Source organism: Rhodococcus sp. IEGM 1379 (genome assembly GCF_030056815.1).
Taxonomy (GTDB): Bacteria; Actinomycetota; Actinomycetes; order Mycobacteriales; family Mycobacteriaceae; genus Rhodococcus_F.
In genome coordinates this window covers 1-18,656 of record NZ_JASHKR010000085.1, presented here as the reverse complement: position 1 = coordinate 18,656, position 18,656 = coordinate 1, and the positions used below count along the sequence as shown (strand labels likewise).

Annotated in this window: 19 protein-coding genes; 7 read left to right on the top strand and 12 right to left on the bottom strand. The window is 62.5% G+C overall.

Features of this window, described 5'->3' with window-relative positions:
- The 3 genes from QM600_RS25360 to QM600_RS25350 all read right to left on the bottom strand — a co-directional run.
- On the bottom strand, positions 1-557 hold a 557-nt coding region (locus QM600_RS25360), incomplete at its 3' end, for a patatin-like phospholipase family protein (protein WP_283264450.1).
- 77 nt (positions 558-634) lie between these two features.
- A complete protein-coding gene (gene glyA / locus QM600_RS25355) occupies positions 635-1,942 on the bottom strand; it encodes a serine hydroxymethyltransferase (RefSeq protein ID WP_283264449.1) in 1,308 nt (435 codons plus the stop codon).
- Positions 1,939-3,210 carry a DUF885 domain-containing protein gene (locus QM600_RS25350; RefSeq protein ID WP_283264454.1) on the bottom strand — a complete coding sequence of 424 codons (1,272 nt, stop codon included), beginning with the start codon at positions 3,208-3,210 and terminating at the stop codon, positions 1,939-1,941. Before QM600_RS25350 ends, glyA begins: the two co-directional genes overlap by 4 nt.
- A 172-nt stretch (positions 3,211-3,382) precedes the next feature.
- Here QM600_RS25350 and coaA point away from each other — a divergent pair, with 172 nt between their 5' ends.
- On the top strand, positions 3,383-4,315 hold the full coding sequence (gene coaA / locus QM600_RS25345) for a type I pantothenate kinase (RefSeq protein WP_243619957.1): 933 nt from the start codon (positions 3,383-3,385) through the stop codon (positions 4,313-4,315).
- Here coaA and QM600_RS25340 read toward each other — a convergent pair.
- Positions 4,312-5,079, bottom strand: coding sequence for an isoprenyl transferase (locus QM600_RS25340; protein ID WP_283264448.1), 768 nt, complete (start codon positions 5,077-5,079; stop codon positions 4,312-4,314). The genes coaA and QM600_RS25340 overlap by 4 nt on opposite strands.
- Before the next feature lie 163 nt (positions 5,080-5,242).
- Here QM600_RS25340 and trhA point away from each other — a divergent pair, with 163 nt between their 5' ends.
- On the top strand, positions 5,243-5,911 hold the full coding sequence (trhA, locus tag QM600_RS25335; RefSeq protein WP_283264447.1) for a PAQR family membrane homeostasis protein TrhA: 669 nt from the start codon (positions 5,243-5,245) through the stop codon (positions 5,909-5,911).
- On the opposite strand, the gene QM600_RS25330 is transcribed toward trhA, so the two are convergent.
- Genes QM600_RS25330 through mca form a run of 3 tightly spaced genes read right to left on the bottom strand, consistent with a single transcriptional unit; the run spans position 5,878 to position 9,113 of the window.
- A complete protein-coding gene (locus QM600_RS25330) occupies positions 5,878-7,902 on the bottom strand; it encodes a thioredoxin domain-containing protein (protein ID WP_283264446.1) in 2,025 nt (674 codons plus the stop codon). The two genes, trhA and QM600_RS25330, sit on opposite strands and share 34 nt — an antisense overlap.
- Positions 7,903-7,923: 21 nt before the next feature.
- Positions 7,924-8,238 carry a hypothetical protein gene (locus QM600_RS25325; protein WP_283264445.1) on the bottom strand — a complete coding sequence of 105 codons (315 nt, stop codon included), beginning with the start codon at positions 8,236-8,238 and terminating at the stop codon, positions 7,924-7,926.
- Complete coding sequence (gene mca / locus QM600_RS25320; RefSeq protein WP_283264452.1) at positions 8,235-9,113, bottom strand: mycothiol conjugate amidase Mca; 879 nt, start codon at positions 9,111-9,113, stop codon at positions 8,235-8,237. Before mca ends, QM600_RS25325 begins: the two co-directional genes overlap by 4 nt.
- 213 nt (positions 9,114-9,326) lie before the next feature.
- Here mca and QM600_RS25315 point away from each other — a divergent pair, with 213 nt between their 5' ends.
- The gene (locus QM600_RS25315; protein WP_283264444.1) at positions 9,327-9,752 is read left to right on the top strand and encodes a DUF4307 domain-containing protein; all 426 of its coding nucleotides are present in this window, start codon (positions 9,327-9,329) and stop codon (positions 9,750-9,752) included.
- A gap of 300 nt (positions 9,753-10,052) precedes the next feature.
- Positions 10,053-10,547, top strand: a complete 495-nt coding sequence (greA, locus tag QM600_RS25310) for a transcription elongation factor GreA (protein WP_094275216.1) — start codon at positions 10,053-10,055, stop codon at positions 10,545-10,547.
- A gap of 75 nt (positions 10,548-10,622) precedes the next feature.
- Here greA and QM600_RS25305 read toward each other — a convergent pair whose 3' ends face one another.
- Entirely contained in the window at positions 10,623-11,696 is a 1,074-nt protein-coding gene (locus tag QM600_RS25305) for a C40 family peptidase (protein ID WP_283264443.1), read from the bottom strand.
- Positions 11,697-11,891: 195 nt separating this feature from the next.
- Here QM600_RS25305 and QM600_RS25300 point away from each other — a divergent pair, with 195 nt between their 5' ends.
- Entirely contained in the window at positions 11,892-12,137 is a 246-nt protein-coding gene (locus QM600_RS25300) for a hypothetical protein (RefSeq protein WP_283264442.1), read from the top strand.
- Positions 12,134-12,934, top strand: a complete 801-nt coding sequence (locus QM600_RS25295; protein ID WP_283264441.1) for an FAD:protein FMN transferase — start codon at positions 12,134-12,136, stop codon at positions 12,932-12,934. Before QM600_RS25300 ends, QM600_RS25295 begins: the two co-directional genes overlap by 4 nt.
- Before the next feature lie 2 nt (positions 12,935-12,936).
- Here QM600_RS25295 and ilvA read toward each other — a convergent pair whose 3' ends face one another.
- The 4 genes from ilvA to QM600_RS25275 all read right to left on the bottom strand — a co-directional run bounded on the left by ilvA (position 12,937) and on the right by QM600_RS25275 (position 17,443).
- Positions 12,937-14,100, bottom strand: a complete 1,164-nt coding sequence (ilvA, locus tag QM600_RS25290) for a threonine ammonia-lyase (protein ID WP_283264451.1) — start codon at positions 14,098-14,100, stop codon at positions 12,937-12,939.
- A 115-nt stretch (positions 14,101-14,215) separates the two neighbouring features.
- Entirely contained in the window at positions 14,216-15,388 is a 1,173-nt protein-coding gene (locus QM600_RS25285) for a cystathionine gamma-synthase (protein WP_094274335.1), read from the bottom strand.
- Between the two features lie 66 nt (positions 15,389-15,454).
- On the bottom strand, positions 15,455-15,676 hold the full coding sequence (locus QM600_RS25280; protein ID WP_283264440.1) for a hypothetical protein: 222 nt from the start codon (positions 15,674-15,676) through the stop codon (positions 15,455-15,457).
- Between the two features lie 381 nt (positions 15,677-16,057).
- Positions 16,058-17,443 carry a cystathionine beta-synthase gene (locus QM600_RS25275; protein WP_283264439.1) on the bottom strand — a complete coding sequence of 462 codons (1,386 nt, stop codon included), beginning with the start codon at positions 17,441-17,443 and terminating at the stop codon, positions 16,058-16,060.
- 50 nt (positions 17,444-17,493) lie between these two features.
- Here QM600_RS25275 and QM600_RS25270 point away from each other — a divergent pair, with 50 nt between their 5' ends.
- Positions 17,494-18,477 carry an SGNH/GDSL hydrolase family protein gene (locus QM600_RS25270; protein WP_283264438.1) on the top strand — a complete coding sequence of 328 codons (984 nt, stop codon included), beginning with the start codon at positions 17,494-17,496 and terminating at the stop codon, positions 18,475-18,477.
- Positions 18,478-18,656: the final 179 nt, after the last annotated feature.

The window sequence follows — 18,656 nt, the reverse complement described above, 5'->3', positions numbered from 1 at the left end:
CGAGCCTCCGCGCCCAAACTGACACCGATCGTCAGATCTGCACGAATCGACAGCGTCGGCGCGACGGGAAGCGGATCGAGGATGCCGCCGTCCACCAGCACCCGGCCGTTGAGAACCAATGGTGTGATGACTCCGGGGATCGCGATGGACGCGCGGATTGCGGCGTCGACGGGTCCGTGCTGAAACCACACCGACCTTCCGGCTGCCAGGTCGGTGGCAACGGCGGTGAACGGAATGCGCATGTCCTCGATGCACGTCTCACCGAGGATCTCGCGAACTCGCCCGAGTACTTTCTCCGCGTGAATGGCACCGGGAGCCGACATGGACACGTCGAGCAGACGCACTACGTCGCGAGCCTTCAGCGTTGTCGCCCATTCGGTGAACTCGTCGAGTTTTCCGGCCGCGTACAGCCCACCGATCAACGCGCCCATCGACGAGCCCGCAACGCCGACAATCGAATAGCCGCGCTCCTCGAGCACCTGAATGACCCCGATGTGAGCATAACCCCGTGCGCCGCCGGAACCGAGTGCCAATGCGACTGTTCGAGGTTGAGCCATCCGACCATCGTAGGCGCTGCACAAACGCCGTCAGCCCGGCACCGCAACGGGTACCGGGCTGACGGAAAGTGGAGAGACTAGACGTTCTTGCTGAGCAAGCCCCAGTCCTCGAGTCCGTCGTACAACGGAACGTCGAGAGCGAGCTTGGCGACGCGGGCGCGCAGCGCAACCAGGTCGGCGTTGCCGGCCAGGGCGGTACCGATGATGTCAGCAACCTCGGTGAACTCGGCATCGCCGAATCCGCGGGTAGCGAGTGCAGCGGTGCCGATACGCAGACCGGAGGTGGTCATCGGCGGGCGCGGGTCGAACGGAACTGCGTTGCGGTTGACGGTGATGCCGACCTCGTGCAAAAGGTCTTCGCCCTGCTGGCCGTCGAGGGCAGAGTTGCGCAGGTCCACGAGAACGAGGTGGACGTCGGTGCCGCCGGTCAGAACGCTGATGCCCTGATCTGCGACGTCCTTGTTGCCCAGACGCTCAGCGAGGATGCGTGCGCCCGAGAGGGTGCGTGCCTGACGGTCCTTGAACTCTTCGCCGGCAGCGATCTTGAAGGTGACGGCCTTAGCAGCGATGGCATGCATGAGCGGTCCGCCCTGCTGGCCCGGGAAGACTGCGGAGTTGAGCTTCTTGGCCCATTCCTTCTTCGCCAGGATCAGACCGGAGCGCGGGCCACCAAGGGTCTTGTGGACGGTCGAGGAGACGACGTCTGCGTACGGGACGGGCGACGGATGCAGACCAGCGGCAACCAGACCGGCGAAGTGTGCCATGTCGACCCACAGGTAAGCGCCGACCTCGTCAGCGATGGCGCGGAACGCTGCGAAGTCCTGCTGACGCGGGTACGCGGACCAGCCGGCGACGATGACCTTCGGCTTCTCGGCGACGGCGATCTTGCGCACCTCGTCCATGTCGATCCGGTGGTCGTCCTTGCTGACACCGTAGGACACGCAGTCGTACAACTTGCCGGAGAAGTTGAGCTTCATGCCGTGCGTGAGGTGACCGCCGTGAGCGAGGTCGAGGCCGAGGAGCTTCTCACCCGGGTTCATCAGAGCCATGAGGACGGCAGCGTTGGCCTGTGCGCCCGAGTGTGGCTGGACGTTGGCGTACTCGGCACCGAAAAGTTCCTTCGCACGGTTACGTGCGAGGTCCTCGATGACGTCGACGTGCTCGCAACCACCGTAGTAACGGCGTCCCGGGTAGCCCTCGGCGTACTTGTTGGTCAGGACGCTGCCCTGAGCCTGCAGAACCGAGCGGGGAACGAAGTTCTCCGACGCGATCATCTCGAGGGTGTCTCGCTGACGAGCCAATTCACCGGCCATCGCCTCAGCGACCTCGGGGTCCAGTTCGGCGAGTGATGCAGAGTTGACGTCGGAGCCGGGCACAGCGGTCATCGAGGAATCTCCAAGGTGGATGCGGAATCGAATGGGTCCAGTCTACGAACCTCGCCCAACTGATCTCCACCCGGTGCCGAACGTAGCGAACTGGGCACCAGCGGTTCGTCCAGAAGCCGCCGAAATCGATCACGGCGGTCTGATTCTGTGGCGGCCTGATCGAGCCATCCACCAAGCAATCGATATCCCTCGACGTAGGTGCTGGTGTACGCCCGCCACAGCGGTGAGGACAGGAATCGAAGTGACTGCCGAGCGCGCTCCGGCGTCGACAATGACCATCGTTCCAGGAATGCGGACACGTCGTCGTGGCTACGGCCTTCGTCGTGCAACATCAGCGCGGCGTCCTGCCGAACACTGATCAGCTGACCCGACGCCGCCGACAACCGCTGCGCCTTCTCACCGTCGAAGTCCAGCCCCAGATCAGCGTAGATCTCCTGCGCCCAGTGTCCCCAGTTCGGGCCGACTATCGCTTCGAGCGCCAAATCCGCGAGCCCTTCGGCCATCAGACACTGGGGCGTATTGACCAGGAACAGCGTCTGCTCGAGTTGGCCGGCTCCAACCAATCCGGCTTCCTTGCGGCAATGCTCGGTGTGATGGCCGGGGTACGACTCGTGGGCGATCAACCGCGGCAGGTTCGCCATGAATTGCGGTAGATCGGAATTGATCGCCACCTTCGACCGGTAATCACCGAGGTAGTAGTTGAATCCCGACCACGGCTTGTCCCCCACCACTTCGTATTCGACGGTTTCCGACGCCGGCAACGGGAAGGTGCCGCGAACCAGATCACGCAGGGCACTCGACATTGCGTCGACGCACTCGCCCAGTTTCGCCGCTGGAATCTCGTCGGCCTTTCGACGCGTCTGCACTCGCTCGGCCAGCGATCCCGGCCCAGGCAGAACGTCATTCATCCGCCGATGCGCGTCGCTGTAACTGTCCTCGTTGCCCTTGCTGATCCGCACGTCGAAGTACGCCTCGACCTCGTCGACAAAACCGATCTCGTCACCGGCGAACTTGCGCCCCGAGCAGTCGAGAGCCCGGAGGTGAACGTCGATGAAGTGCGCGCGCTCGTCGTTCAATCCGCTCAGCGGCAACTCGCCGCGGAGTTCGCGTGCCGTGCGGGCCAGTTCACGCGGATCGGGCTTAGGCGCGTTCTCCACTTGCCGTCGCAAAGCGGGGTCGCCCGTGAAAGCATCGACAAACCCTTCTTCGAGCCGGTCGAAACCCAGTCCCAGCAGCAGATATCGGCGTACGAGCGAGTCGGCATCCATAACGCCCCAGCCTAGCGCCCGAGCCCGGAATCCGACCCGACGGAAGCTCTCACGGTGCCACCAAGCACAATTCGGGTATGCACTCGGATCGTGCGCCTTCGCGCCTGGCTTGCTCGCACGCGTCGTCTGTTCGATCGACATTGCCGATTCTCGATGCCTGCGAGCTGTGCTGATGGCACGTACCAGCGAGACAAGCCCCTACGTCGAGTTCGACCGCAAGCAGTGGCGCACCCTCCGCAAGTCGACGCCGTTGGTGCTGACCGAGGACGAGTTGTACGGCCTCCGTGGTCTCGGCGAGCAGATCGACATGGAAGAAGTTGCCGAGGTCTATCTCCCCCTGGCTCGTTTGATCCACCTCCAAGTTGCAGCGCGCCAGCGCTTGTTCGCGGCCACCGCGACGTTCCTCGGCGAGAAACATCCCGATCGACAGGTCCCTTTCGTCATCGGAGTCGCCGGATCCGTCGCCGTCGGAAAATCCACGACAGCCCGTGTGCTGCAAGCATTGCTGGCTCGTTGGGATCACCATCCTCGGGTCGATCTGGTGACCACCGACGGATTTCTGTACCCGACCAAGGAACTGAACCGTCGGGGCATGATGCACCGCAAGGGTTTTCCCGAAAGCTACGACCGTCGCAAGCTTCTGCGATTTGTCACCGAAGTGAAGTCCGGCGCCGAAGAGGTAGCAGCCCCGGTCTATTCACACACTTCGTACGACGTCATCCCCGGTCAGTTCCATCTGATTCGTCAGCCTGACATCCTGATCATCGAGGGCCTCAACGTACTTCAGACGGGACCACGGTTGATGGTCTCGGATCTGTTCGACTTCTCGATCTACGTCGACGCCCGGATCGAGGACATCGAAGCCTGGTACATCCAACGATTCCTGGCCCTGAGGAAGACGTCGTTCGCCGATCCGAACGCACATTTCCATCACTACTCAGGACTGTCCGACCGCGACGCGACCATCGCCGCGAAAGACATCTGGAATTCGATCAACCATCCGAACCTGGTGGAGAACATCCTCCCCACCCGGCCGCGCGCAACCCTGGTGCTGCGCAAGGATTCCGATCACACGATCAATCGGTTGCGCCTGCGCAAGCTCTAGACCCCGAAACGCCGGTGCCTCGCGGCGTAGTCACGCAGGGCCCGGAGAAAGTCGACCCGGCGGAACTCCGGCCAGTACGCCTCGGTGAACCAGATTTCCGAATAAGCGCTCTGCCACAACAGAAATCCGGAGAGCCGCTGTTCGCCTGATGTACGGATCACCAGATCGGGATCGGGCTGCCCGGACGTGTACAGGTGCGAGTCGATGCCGTCGACGGTGATGGCCTGGACCAGTTCGTCACCGCTGAGACCTTCGAGCAACTTCTCGCTCAGCAGCGACTGAACTGCGTCGGCGATTTCCTGACGGCCGCCGTATCCGATCGCAATGTTGACGTGTGTGCCGGTGCATCCGTTGGTTCCGTCTGCAGCCTCACGGAGGCGCCGCGATTGTTCGGATGGAAGCAGATCCAGAGCGCCGACGATCTGAACACTCCAGTTCCGGGTGGGACCGGAGATTTCTTCGACGACCTCGGTGATGATTTCGAGGAGGGTATCCAACTCTTCGGGGTCGCGACGCAGATTTTCGGTGGAGAGCAGATAGATGGTGGCCATCTCGATTCCGGCCGCTTCACACCATTCGAGGAGTTCCGAAATCTTGAGTGCACCGGCGCGGTGGCCGTGGCTGACGTCGGCAAATCCGTTCTCACGCGCCCACCGCCTGTTGCCGTCACACATCACGGCCACGTGCCGTGGGTGGGCAAGCCCGTCGAGATGACGCAGGAGTCGCCGCTCATAAATGCTGTACGCCAGTCCGCGCAGATTCACCGTGACATCACCATGGTGTCAAAGACTACGCCCGCTCGCCTGGCGTGTTTGCGAGCGCCGTCACTCACCTTCGGTGCGTCGAAAACCTGCAGGTAAGTTATGCTACTGACACGTAACCTACGGTATCGTAGGTTAGAAGTTTACGTCCGAGAGAGGTTGAAGGATGACGGCATTCGGACTCGAGGAACTTCCGGTCAAGCCACGTATGCGCGGATGGATTCATCTGTGGGCACTGTTTGTATCCGTCGCCGCGGGCATAGTTCTGGTCTCCGTCGCCGGGGCACAAGTGGGCGCCAAGGCAGCGTGGGCCACCGCGATCTACAGCATCACGATCTGTGGCCTGTTCGGCATCAGCGCGACCTATCACCGCATCCAGTGGCAAACGGCCGAAGGCCGGATCTGGATGAAACGCGCCGACCATTCGATGATCTTTCTTTTCATCGCCGGCAGTTACACACCATTCGCAATGCTCGGACTTCCCGTCGAGACCGGCAAGGTCATTCTCGCTATCGTCTGGGCCGGCGCCCTGGCCGGCGTAGCCCTCAAGATGCTGTGGCCGACGGCCCCCAAATGGGTAGGCGTACCGCTGTACCTGCTCCTCGGGTGGGCCATCGTGCCCGTTGTCGGCGAGCTGACGCATCAGGTGGGCGTAGCGCCCATGGTGCTCCTGCTGGTCGGCGGAATCTTCTACAGCGTCGGCGCGATTCTGTACGCCACCAAGTGGCCCAACCCGTGGCCCGTCACTTTCGGACATCACGAGTTCTTCCATGCCGCGACGGTGATCGCGGCGATCTGCCACTACATCGCGGTCTGGCTCGTCGTATTCAATTGAGCGGCAAGCCCGATCGCGTCGGTGACCGGCCGCTCGCAGACAAATCCGCGACAGACGTACGCGGCCGGACCACCGTCCATCAAAGGCCGATCCGCAAGAAGCGGTGAGGAATCCGGCTCTCCCCCCACTACGACGGCACCACCCGGCGCAAGCCGGCGAGCGACCTCGAGAAGATCGCCCCCACCGACGACGGCAACTTGAATCGGCCCGCGCAACGACGCCTCCGCCACCGCCAGCCAGTGCCCCGCCGAGCGTGGCGCACGTTCGAGAGGCAAGCGTGCCCGGGCCAGGGAATCAGCGGCGGCCTGCGCATAGAGTGACGAGTGCTCGGAATCTACGAGAGCGGCCGCAGTCAGTAAAGCTTCCGTGACGCTTGACGCTCCCGACGGTGTTGCACCGTCCAGCGGATCACGCGGGCGAGTGACCAAAACTTCGGCGAAATCTGCTGTATCGAACCAACTTCCGGGCTCGGCCGGATCTGCGAAATTATCGACGGTGACGCCGAGGAGTTCTTGGGCCGCGTCGAGCCACGTCGCATTCCCGGTTGCCTGGTACAGCGACAGCAATCCTGTTGCCAGGCAGGCGTAGTCCTCGAGAACACCAGTCGGTTCGCCCACGGTGTCGCCGAGTGATGCGCGCCGCAGGCGATGGTCAACCAGGTGCAGGTCGAGGAGAGCCTGCGCACAATCAGCTGCCGCCGCAATCCATTCGGGCTTGCCCAGTGCCAGACCGGCTTCCGTCAGCGCCGTGATGGCCAGCCCGTTCCAGGCCGTGACAACTTTGTCGTCTCGACCCGGCTGCGGACGGCCTTTTCGGACGGTGCGCAGTGCGTCGGACACCGTCTGCCACCGCGCCCAGTCGTCGGGATCGCGGAGCAACTGCAACACCGAAGCGCCCTCTTCGAAGGTTCCTTCTTCGGTGACGCGGAACAATGCTGCTGCCCAGCGCCCGTCGTCTTCGCCGAGCACGTCAACCAACTGCGTCGGCGTCCACACGTATGTGAGGCCTTCGACGCCCTGGGTATCCGCGTCGAGAGCCGAAGCGAAACAACCGTTTTCGGTGCGCAAATCGCGCAAGAGGAAGTTCGCGGTTTCTTCGGTGATGCGAGTTGCCAAGTCCGAACCGGTACGACGAGCCCAATGCGCGTAGAACCGCAGCAGCAGTGCATTGTCATAGAGCATTTTCTCGAAATGCGGCACGACCCACTCGGCGTCGACGGCGTAGCGGGAGAAACCGCCGCCCAACTGGTCGTAGATACCGCCGCGCGCCATGGCTTCGGCGGTGCGCTCGATTCCGCCGAGAATCTCTTCGGAGCCGGTTCGCTCGAACTGACGGAGCAGCCCTTCGAGAAGTGCGGACGGCGGAAACTTGGGGGCGCCGCCGAAACCACCACGTGGAAGATCTTCGTCGCCGAGGATCGAACGACCCGCGCCGTCGAGCAGAGTCGCGTCGATGGGCGCACCGTAGGGAACGCCGTCCGACGCGCGCTGCAACTCCGTCACGATGGACTCCGCCGCATTGTCGACGTCACCGCGACGGTTGGTGAAGGTATCGGCAATGGCTTCGAGAAGTTGTGTGAACGAAGGCATTCCGCCGCGTGGAGCCGGCGGGTAGTAGGTGCCGCAGTAGAACGGCGAACCGTCCGGAGTGAGGAAGCACGTCATTGGCCAGCCGCCCTGACCGGTCATCGCCACTGTCGCGTTCATGTAGACGGCGTCGATGTCCGGGCGCTCTTCGCGATCCACCTTCACACACACGAAGTTCGTGTTCATGATCTCGGCGATCGAGTCGTTCTCGAACGACTCGTGTGCCATCACATGGCACCAGTGGCACGCCGAGTAACCGATGGAGAGCAGGATCGGCACGTTGCGTTCGCGCGCCCAGTCCATCGCATCCTGGCCCCACTGCTGCCAGTGGACCGGATTGTCGGCGTGCTGACGCAGGTACGGACTGGTGGACCCGCTCAAAGTGTTACGCATCCGCGGGTCCATCAGCACTACCTTCGCCCTAGATCAGGATTCTTGCTTCGGAGACTTCTCGGTGGAGACGGCGGAACCTGCTGCGTCCGGCGTCGGTATCGCGCCGCGATCGGTTCCCTCGTCAGCCTGCTGATCAAGCTCAGGATGCTCCGGTTCGAAAGTCTCGGGCAGCTTCTTGAGCTGACGATTCATCGAAATGACCAGCAGGATAACGCCAACGAACAGTGCCAGAACAACAACCAGGCCGACGGGCGACGACTTTCCGAACTCCGGGCCCGACGGGTTGCTCGGGCTCTGAGCGAGCAGTTGTGTGGTGCCGAGAACTACCTCGGCGGATAGTGCATTCACTTCGAGACGTCCTCTTCAAGACCTGCGAACAGGTCGGTTTCCGGGATGGACGTCGTGACCCGCGTCTTCACGAGTTCGAATTCCTCGGTGGGCCAGATCTTCTGCTGAATATCGAGCGGCACGGCAAAGAACGAACCGTTGGGGTCAATCTGCGTCGCGTGTGCACGCAGAGCATCGTCCCGCTGCGGGAAGTAGTCGCCGCAGGTGATCTGCGTGGTGACACGGACCATCATGTCGCCGCGCTCGGTCTTCCACTTCTTGAGCCAGTCTGCCATCGGGAACGGTTCCCCGCGGCGCTCGTACTCCTCCTGGAAGAGTTCGAGTCGCTTACGGATGAATCCGTGCGAGTAGTAGACCTTCTTGATTTCCCACGGTTCGCCGTCTTCGGGGAAGTACTCGGGATCTGCAGCCGCTTCGTAGGCAGCCATCGACACCTCGTGGCACCGAATGTGATCGGGATGGGGGTAGCCGCCGTTCTCGTCGTACGTCGTGATGACGTGCGGACGGAACTCGCGGAAGACCTTCACCAGAGCACGCGTCGACTCTTCGAGAGGAACTACCGCGAAGCAGCCCTCCGGCAGCGGCGGCAGCGGATCGCCCTCAGGCAAACCGGAGTCGACGAAACCGAGCCAGCGATGCTTCACACCGAGGATGCGAGCGGCCTCAGCCATCTCTTCCTGACGCACCTCGGTGATCCGGTCGCGCACTCCGGGAACGTCCATGGCCGGGTTGAGAATGTCGCCACGTTCACCCCCGGTGAGCGTCAGGACCATCACTTCGTGGCCTTCTGCTGCATAACGGGCGGTGGTCGCCGCACCCTTGCTCGACTCGTCGTCGGGATGGGCATGGACGGCCATGAGCCGGAATCCGCTCACGTGTTCGTTCACCTCAACTTCTTACCTTCTAGCCGTTGCCGGCGTCTTTGATTCACGCACTGTGCACTGCTCGACGTTCTTTCGTTGCCATCAAACCTACCGACAGTGCGGCTGGGCCCGTCCTCTATAGTTCCACCCGAGAGTTCCTGATGCAGCCATGACCCCAGTCCGAGGTTGCGTAGAACACGAACTCGAGTCTTCGAGAGCAGAGTGATGAGCAAACCGCTTCCCCAAGATCGGTACCCGAGCGCACGTCGCACAGGCGGTTCCCGCAGGTGGCTGGTGTGGGCTCTGGCCGCACTCGTCATCGTCGTCGGCACCGGTATCGCCTTTGTCGGGTACACAAAATTTTCGGTCAAGGATATCGAGACCGAGACGATTTCCTACGACATCGCCGACAACTCGACCATGAAAATCCGGTTCACGGTCACGCGAGACGATTCCAGCCGAGAAGCTGTGTGCGTCGTACGCGCCCGCTCCAAGGACGGATCCGAGACGGGTCGACGCGAGGTCTACGTTCCTTCGTCCGAGTACCAGACGCTCGAGTTCAACACCGAGATCAAGACGTCCTTGCCGCCAGGGATGGCCGACGTCTACGGATGCAGTTTCGACGTCCCGGGGTATCTGACAAAGTACTGACAAAGACCTGGCAATTGCGGCTACGCGCCCCGCCGAACGTTTGAGTTCGAACGGGGCGGGTAGTCCTGCGTGATAGAATCGCCTGATACACGGTTCCGGGTGGAACCGTGTATTGCTGCATTGACGGCCAGGTTGGGCGTCACCTGTGGCTGTGACGGCAAGATCACACCTGATCCAGGTGCGTTCGAGCCGTTGTTTTATTGCTGTCGCAGTGAACACATTGCTGTCGCAGTGGGTTCATTGCTGTCGCAGTGATCTGTCGAGGGAGCCCCCGGCTCCGACTACTAGGGAGTGATCGAGATGACCGAGACCCAGGTGACCTGGCTTACCCAGGAATCACATGACAGGCTCAAGAAGGAACTCGACCAGCTCATCGCCTATCGCCCCATCATCGCCGCTGAAATCAACGAGCGCCGCGAAGAGGGCGATCTGAAGGAGAACGGCGGCTACCACGCCGCTCGCGAGGACCAGGGACAGCAGGAAGCTCGGATCCGTCAGCTTCAGGATCTGCTCAACAGCGCCAAGGTCGGCGAAGCACCCACCCAGTCCGGCGTCGCACTGCCGGGTTCTGTCGTGAAGGTGTACTACGACGGCGACGAGAGCGACACCGAGACCTTCCTCATCGCTACCCGCGAAGAGGGCGCTCGTGACGCCAAGCTCGAGGTCTACTCCCCCAACTCTCCATTGGGCGGCTCGCTGCTCGAGGCCAAGGTGGGCGACACTCGTGAGTACAACCTGCCCAACGGCAAGACCATGAAGGTCACTCTGCTCAGCGCAGAGCCGTACCACAGCTGATCAGTTCGAAGAAGTAACGAAAGAAGCGCCACCCGAACGCATTCGGGTGGCGCTTCTTTCGTTGTCAGTCCAAATTCAGATAACCCGGCGGGCCTTCATTCCCGCAAAGATCGGGCCGACCTTCACCACGTCACCGAACGTCGGCGCATGCAGCATCTGACCGTTGCCGACGTAGATCGCAACATGGCCTGGTCCGCCGGCCTGCCAGTTGCCGAACAGAAGATCACCGGGCTGCGCTTGATCCAACGGAATCTCGACGCCGACGCCCCACTGGGTTTCCGACGTCCGAGGCAACGTGACTCCGGTTGCGGCGTGGATGGCGTACGACGTCAGACCTGAGCAGTCGAAGCCGCCCATCGACGGCCCGTTGATGTTGCCGCCGCCCCAGACGTAGGGCAGACCGAGGAACTTCAAACCCGCCTCAACGACGCCGCCGACCGCTGCGGCCAGGTTGTTGTAGTTGAACGGCGCGAGCATCAGTGCAAACGAATCTTGCAGCGACGTGACCTGCGAGACAAAAGTTGCCGCAGGCTGATCCCGCGGAACACCGCGGGCTGCGCGAACAGCGTCGGGACCGACGTCGTATGCCGCCAGAGCCAGTTCGACGGTATCGCCCTCGACCTCTCCGGCCTGCTGCCACGACTGTGCTTGTTTCACCAGCTCGCACAGCCGATACCCGGAGGTCATCACCGGATCGGCGACGCCTTGGATGTCCATCTTTCCGTCGCCGTCACCGTCCTTGCCGTAGGCCGTCCAGGCTGCGGTGGTGAATCCACCCGGACCACGTCCGCCTTCCGGGGACACTTCGGTTCCGGGACCGTATTTGAAGCCGTTCTTGGAGGAGTAGAGCGATGCCATTACTGCCGGAGTGACCTCAGGACACAGAGCACCTGCCTTCTTGAGCCACGGCGCAAACACGGCAACGGCACCGACCGGTGCCAATGCCGCACCGGGGAAGTTGGACGGTACCGACGGCACGATGCCGTCAGGGGCGTCTTGCGTTCGTGCCGGCCCGCTCCAGGCTGCGAGTGAGATTTCTGTACGTTGTCCGTCTTCCTTCTCCACGGGGACGGGCATTCCCAGGGTTGCCCCCATCACGCCCAGTGCAGTGGCGATCGACATTGTGATCGCCAGGACACCCACTGCCATGTAAAACCTCCGGTAACTGGTCAATCTTCGAGCCCACAGAACTTGTCGGCAGCAACGTCTACGATTTCGAACATGCATTCGATGCCGCCAGGACTCAACCATCCTGTAACCAATGTCTCATCTATTACGCCAGACGTTACTCAAATGACCACATACCCCAAGGCTTTTCTCAGGTTCGACGGGCAGTCTGTGTTCATGAGCGACGATCGGACACGGCCCACCCGGGCTCGCACCACTGGATACCGACCCGTTCACCTCGCACTCGCCGCGACAGCTGTGGCGGGCGCACTGGCAGGCGGCGGACTATCCCTCCTGTCCAGCCCCTCCACTACTGCCGTGAGTTCAGCCGTCTCCCCACACATCACGAAGCAATCCACTGCCTCACGGCTGATCGTGTCCAGCGGGTTCGGAACTCCGGACGCCGTCTCCAACGGTTCGTGAACGCGCAGCGGGCCGCAACCGAATGGCTCACCTGGGGCGTCCAGGCTCGCGTCGTCGTCACCGATCCGGGGGCTTTGGCTTCAGCCGCAAATCTGGTGAGGGGTTACCTGACCGCTGCCGACGCCGCCACCAATCGTGACCGTGCCGATTCCGAGATCCGCAGGTTCGGATCCGATTCGGATTCAATCGAAACCGACGGCGCAACCGTCACACCCATGTTCGCGCATTTCCTGGGCGACGCATTGGCAGTTGCTCGGCTCACCGACGGCAAGCTCACACCGACTGCGGGCTCGGAAGATCCCCATTCCTGGTGGAAGATTCGTGTCGAGGGAAACCGAGTATTCAGTCCCGCCGGAGTCATCCTGGACCTTTCGGCTACTGCCCGCGCCAGTTCGGCGGATCATTGCGCCGGCACTACCGCGGAACTTCTGGGCTGCGGGGTCCTGGTGGCACTGGGCGGCGATATTGCCGTGGCCGGGCCACCGCCGGACAACGGCTGGCAGATTCAGGTCCAAGACCTACCGGGCGATCCCACCTGCCAGGTGGCCGTTCCCTCCGGATGCGGAATCGCCACGGCCAGCACAGTCAAACCCCTTGCCCGTGAATCGACGGCAACACCCATGTGGCGCACGGTGTCCGTGATCGCTGAATCCTGCGCGGAGGCAGCAGCACTCAGCCGGGTGGCCGTGACCATGGGCGGTTCGGCCATCGATTGGCTGCACAAGCTGGACCGCCCGGCTCGGCTTGTCGACCAGGAGTTCCGGGTTACGGCGCTGGTGGGCTGGCCGGACGAATAAGGTCAGTTCTGTAGGCGCACGGCATATCCGGCTCGATCGAACGCCGCCAACAGTGCCGCCTTGTCGTCCGGACCGCGGGTCTCGACAGTGAGGAACACTTCCACTTCATCGAGCGCCAACTCCGCGCCGGTACGAGAATGTACTACGTCCACCACACTGGCGCCGTTCGCCCGGACCACCTCGAGAAGCGATATCAGTCCACCCGGGCGATCGGCGATAGTGACATGGACCCCGAGAAACCTTCCCGCCGCACGTAATCCATGCGCAATGACGTGGGTCAGAAGCAGCGGATCGATGTTGCCGCCGGACAGCACGGCACAGACCGGTCCGATCAAACCGAGGTCGTCGGGGGTGTGCGTCATCAATGCGGCCACCGCAGCAACACCGGCCGGTTCCACCACCAGCTTTGCGCGCTCGAGGCAGAGCAACAACGCTTTGGAGAGTGCGTCCTCGGTAACTGTCACGACGGCGTCCACGTGCGCCGCGACCTCGGCAAAGGGGATTCCACCCGGGCATCCCACGGCGATACCGTCGGCCATCGTGGACATCGCCGCCAAAGCGATCGGCTTTCCGGCCGCGAGGGACGCAGGCCAGGCTGCCGCTGATTCTGCCTGCACGCCGATGATACGAACTTCGGGTCGCACCGCTTTGATCGCGGCAGCGATACCGGCGATCAGCCCGCCGCCGCCGGTGGGCACGACGACAGTTCCGACGTCGGGAAGTTGCTCGAGAATCTCGAGTCCCACTGTCCCTTGGCCGGCGACGATGTCCTCGTGATCGAACGGATGGACCAGCACAGCGCCGGTTCGTGCCGAGAACTCCCTCGCCGCCACCAGCGCTTCGTCGACCGTCGAACCGAACAGGTGTACCTGAGCTCCGTAGGCTTTGGTGGCAACGAGTTTGGGGAGGGGCGCACCGGTCGGCATGAAGACTGTCGACGCAATGCCCAATTCAGTGGCGGCCCAAGCAACTCCTTGAGCATGGTTGCCGGCACTGGCTGCGACTACCCCCGCTGCGCGTTCCTGTTCCGAGAGATTGGCGATGCGGTTGTACGCTCCGCGAGGCTTGAACGAGCCTGTGCGCTGCAAGTTTTCGCATTTCAGGCTCACCGCGAGCCTGGTTCGTTCGGACAGAACCCGTGAAGCCACGACCGGGGTACGCCGCATGACCGGAGCGAGGAGCTGTTGTGCGGCTTGGATCTGTTCGAGATTCACACACACCTCCACTGTTGTGCACCTTTATCACCCGCCCGCGGGTGATAAAGGTGCACAGTCGAAATGGTCAGGACAGTGCTTGCTCGATATCGCCGACCAAGTCGGATGCATCCTCGATACCGACTGACAGGCGAACCAGATCGTCAGGAACCTCGAGCGCAGAACCGGCCGTCGACGCGTGGGTCATTGCACCGGGGAATTCGATGAGCGATTCGACGCCGCCGAGAGACTCTGCAAGCGTAAAGATTTCGGTGCGCGAGCACAGGTCGAGAGCCGCAGCCTTGCCGCCCTTGAGCCGTACCGAGATCATGCCGCCGAAGCGTCGCATCTGCTTGGCTGCAATCTTGTGCGACGGGTGCGAGGCGAGGCCCGGGTAGATGACACTCGCGACGGCCGGGTGACCGTCGAGCAGTTCGACAACCTTTTCCGCATTGTCGCTGTGACGCTCCATCCGCAACGCCAGCGTCTTGATGCCACGCAAGGTGAGGAAGGCGTCGAACGGGCCGGGAACACCGCCGGAACCGTTCTGCAGGAACGCAAATGCGTGATCGAGTTCTTCGTCGTTGCAGACAAGCGCGCCGCCGACGACGTCGGAGTGCCCACCGATGTACTTGGTGGTGGAATGCAATGCGACGTCGGCACCCAGTTGAAGCGGCTGCTGCAGGTAGGGCGAGGCAAAGGTGTTGTCCACCACGATCTTTGCATTACCCTCATGGGCGACCTCGGCAAGAAGTTCGATGTCACCGATGTTGAGCAGCGGGTTGGTGGGCGTTTCCACCCAGACCAGCTTGGTGTTGGGGCGCATCGCAGCCCGGACCGCGTCGACGTCCGAAACCGGCGCCGGGGTGTATTCGATGCCCCACTGTGTGAAGACCTTGTCGATGAGCCGGAAGGTTCCGCCGTACGCGTCGTCCGGAATCACCAGGTGATCACCGGGGCGCAATACCGAGCGGAGGAGGCAGTCCGTGGCCGCCATACCCGAACTGAAAGCTCGGCCGTAGCTACCGGATTCGAGAGCCGCGAGGTTTGCCTCGAGGGGTCGACGAGTGGGGTTACCGGTTCGGGCGTACTCGAAGCCGTTGCGCATCCCGCCGACTCCGTCTTGCGCGAAAGTCGAACTCGCGTAGATCGGAACGTTGACGGCCCCGGTCAGCGGGTCGGGTTCGTAACCCGCGTGCACCGCCTTCGTGGAGAAACCCTGCCAGTTGACGTTGTCGGCTTTGCTGCGCTGCTCGCTCATACAACCAGACTAATAGGCGCAACACGCAGAGCGGGTCCGAGCGTCGTATCCGCACCGCCTACCTGGTCAATTCCTGAGGTACTGCAGGATTTGAATGGCAAGGTCGACCCCCAGTTCGGCATCAACCGTGGGGCCCATCACTATCAGCGTGACGAGGACATCCGTTGTAATAGCACTGACGACGGGACCACCCTTCACAGCAGCCCCCAACTCGGCCAGCCGTGGATCTTTAACCGCATAGTCGTTGGACTTGCGCATGGCTTCGACCGTGGAAGGTGGGGAGCTCATGTGCAGGACGGATACGTTCAACTGGAATCCTCCCGAACTGATCCAGAGGCACATATTGGGAGTGGGTTCGGATTGCGTCGCCCCGCGCACCTGGGCGGACAGTACCGATGCCAGCGAGTCACAATCAGTCGGCCGGCCACCAGGTACCCCAGCCGGGGCGACCGTCGTGGATGTCTTCGTCGTGGGCGCCTTCGTCGTAGTCGCAGAACCCGCAATCGACGCGCCCGAAGTAGATCCCGACACTGCCTGCGGCGTGCCGACAACTGACGAACTACACGAAGCCGTCAAAAGACTTACGGCCGCAACACAAACACCGAAATATCCCCTGAATAAATCCCCCATGAACGGCAACCCTACCGTCCACGGGGGACTTGAGTTGACTCAGGAACCTGCGCTCAGGAACCCCAGGAGATCGTGACGGGTGATGACGCCGACGGGCTTGCCGTCGTCGACGACCATAAGGGCGTCGGTGTCACCGAGCGCCTTGGTGGCAGCCGAGACCGGTTCGCCGGATCCGATCAGCGGAAACGGCTTACTCATGTGCTTTTCGACCGAATCTGCAAGTTGCGCACGGCCTTCGAAGACCGCACTGAGCAAGTCGCGTTCCGTCACGCTGCCAGCGACCTCACCGGCCATGACGGGAGGTTCGGCACCGACGACGGGCATCTGCGATACACCGTATTCGCGCAGAATCTCGATGGCGTCACGCAGGGTTTCCGACGGGTGGGTGTGCACGAGGTCGGGCAATTCTCCCGACTTTCCGCGCAACACATCGCCGACAGTGGGGACGTCAGTTTTGCCGTCGAGCGGGGTACGCAGGAATCCATACGATGCCATCCACTGATCGTTGAAAATCTTGGACAGGTAGCCGCGGCCACCATCCGGAAGGAGTACGACGATGAGTGCGTCGGGGCCTTCACGCTTGGCTACTTCGAGAGCTGCGACGACGGCCATGCCGCAGGATCCGCCGACGAGGAGTCCTTCTTCACGAGCGAGTCGACGCGTCATCTCGAAGGAGTCCGCGTCGGAGACGGCGATGATCTCGTCGGGAATGGATGGGTCGTAAGCGGTGGGCCAGAAGTCTTCGCCGACGCCTTCGACGAGGTACGGGCGTCCGGTTCCGCCCGAGTAGACGGAGCCTTCGGGGTCGACGCCGACAACCTTGACTTTGCCGTCGGAAACTTCCTTGAGGTAACGGCCGGTTCCGGTGATGGTTCCGCCGGTGCCGACGCCGGCAACGAAGTGCGTGACCTTGCCGTCGGTGTCGGCCCAGATCTCGGGGCCGGTGGTCTCGTAGTGGCTTTCCGGTCCGCCCGGGTTGGAGTACTGGTTGGGCTTCCAGGCGCCGGGGATTTCACGGGTGAGGCGATCGGACACGCTGTAGTAGCTGTTGGGGTGCTCGGGTGCGACGGCTGTGGGGCATACGACGACCTCAGCTCCGTACGCACGCAGGACGTTTCGCTTGTCTTCGCTGACCTTGTCCGGGCAGACGAATACGCACTTGTAGCCGCGCTTCTGAGCGACGAGCGCCAGTCCGATGCCAGTGTTGCCCGAGGTCGGTTCGACGATGGTGCCGCCTGGCTTCAATTCTCCGGAAGCCTCGGCCGCGTCGATCATCTTGACGGCGATACGGTCCTTGGAGCTGCCGCCCGGATTGAGGTACTCGATCTTGGCTGCCACCGTGCCGTAATTGTGGCCGGTGACGGAGGTGAGCTTGACAAGTGGGGTGTTGCCGATCAGGTCGACGACGTGTTCCGCGATGCGCATCGCTCCATGCTCTCAGATCCGGCGAATCGCCGCTCGTAGACTCCGCGCGAATGACGTCGGATCCGGCTAGATTGGCCAGTGTGAGTCGGTCCGGAATCAAAGCGTCTGTGGCCACCGTTGCCGCTGGAACGGGTGCCGGCACCGCGAGCTGGTTGGCCTACCAGTATCTGATGTCGCAAGCCGGCGCCGCTCGAGGTGTCATCGGGCGCAATATCGCCAAACCACCCGAGGCCGACGGCGTGTATGCGCCTGGCGTCGACACACCGGAACGATGGTGGCGGAGCGTCCCTTTCGATCTCCACCTGATGATCTTCGGTGATTCCTCGGCAGCCGGTGTGGGCGCTTTGACAGCCGACGAGGTCCCGGGGGTTCGCGTCGCGAAATTACTCGCGGACGAAACCGGGAAACGAATCCGATTGAGCACCAAAGCTATCGGAGGTGCCACGTCGCGTGGTCTGAGCGGTCAGGTCGACGCCATGTTCATTGCCGGAGCGCCGCCTGACGCTGCGGTAATCCTGATCGGAGCCAACGACGTGACCGCAAAGAATGCGATTCACGCGTCGGCAAGGCGACTGGGAGACGCGGTACGACGGCTACGCGGCAGCGGGGCGGTCGTCGTCGTCGGGACCTGCCCGGATCTGGGAGTTGTCACGGCCATTCCTCAACCACTGCGGACCGTCGTACGTGAATGGGGCCATCGGTTGGCGTCGGCGCAGGCGTCGGCGACGAAGGCCGCCGGCGGTCATCCCGTCCCTTTGGCAGATTTGTTGGCAAAAGAGTTCCTCGCTTCACCAGACACGATGTTCTCGGCTGATCGTTTCCATCCGTCGGCCGCGGGATACGAACTCGCGGCCCGGCAGATCGTGCCGGTCCTCGCTTCGGCGTTGGGTGAGTGGAAGGGCGGACCGCTCCCCGATCTCCCTCAGGTCTCCGACGCCGCGCAGGCGCAAACGATGACCGCTCGGTTGACCAGAGTGCTGCACCGCACAGGCTTGCACCCGAAACCTGCAGTTCAGGAGCTTGCGGGCGACTGAGTGAGACTGCCTGCCCGAAGCTTCGGGTAGGCAACGTAAATTGAGACTCGAAGCTGCAATCAACTTGCCCTGCCCTTCGACACATCTGTGCGTCGAAAGAGCAGTACACATAAGGAGTTTTCATGCCCGAGGCAGTAATCGTCTCAGCAGTACGGTCGCCCATCGGCCGCGCAATGAAG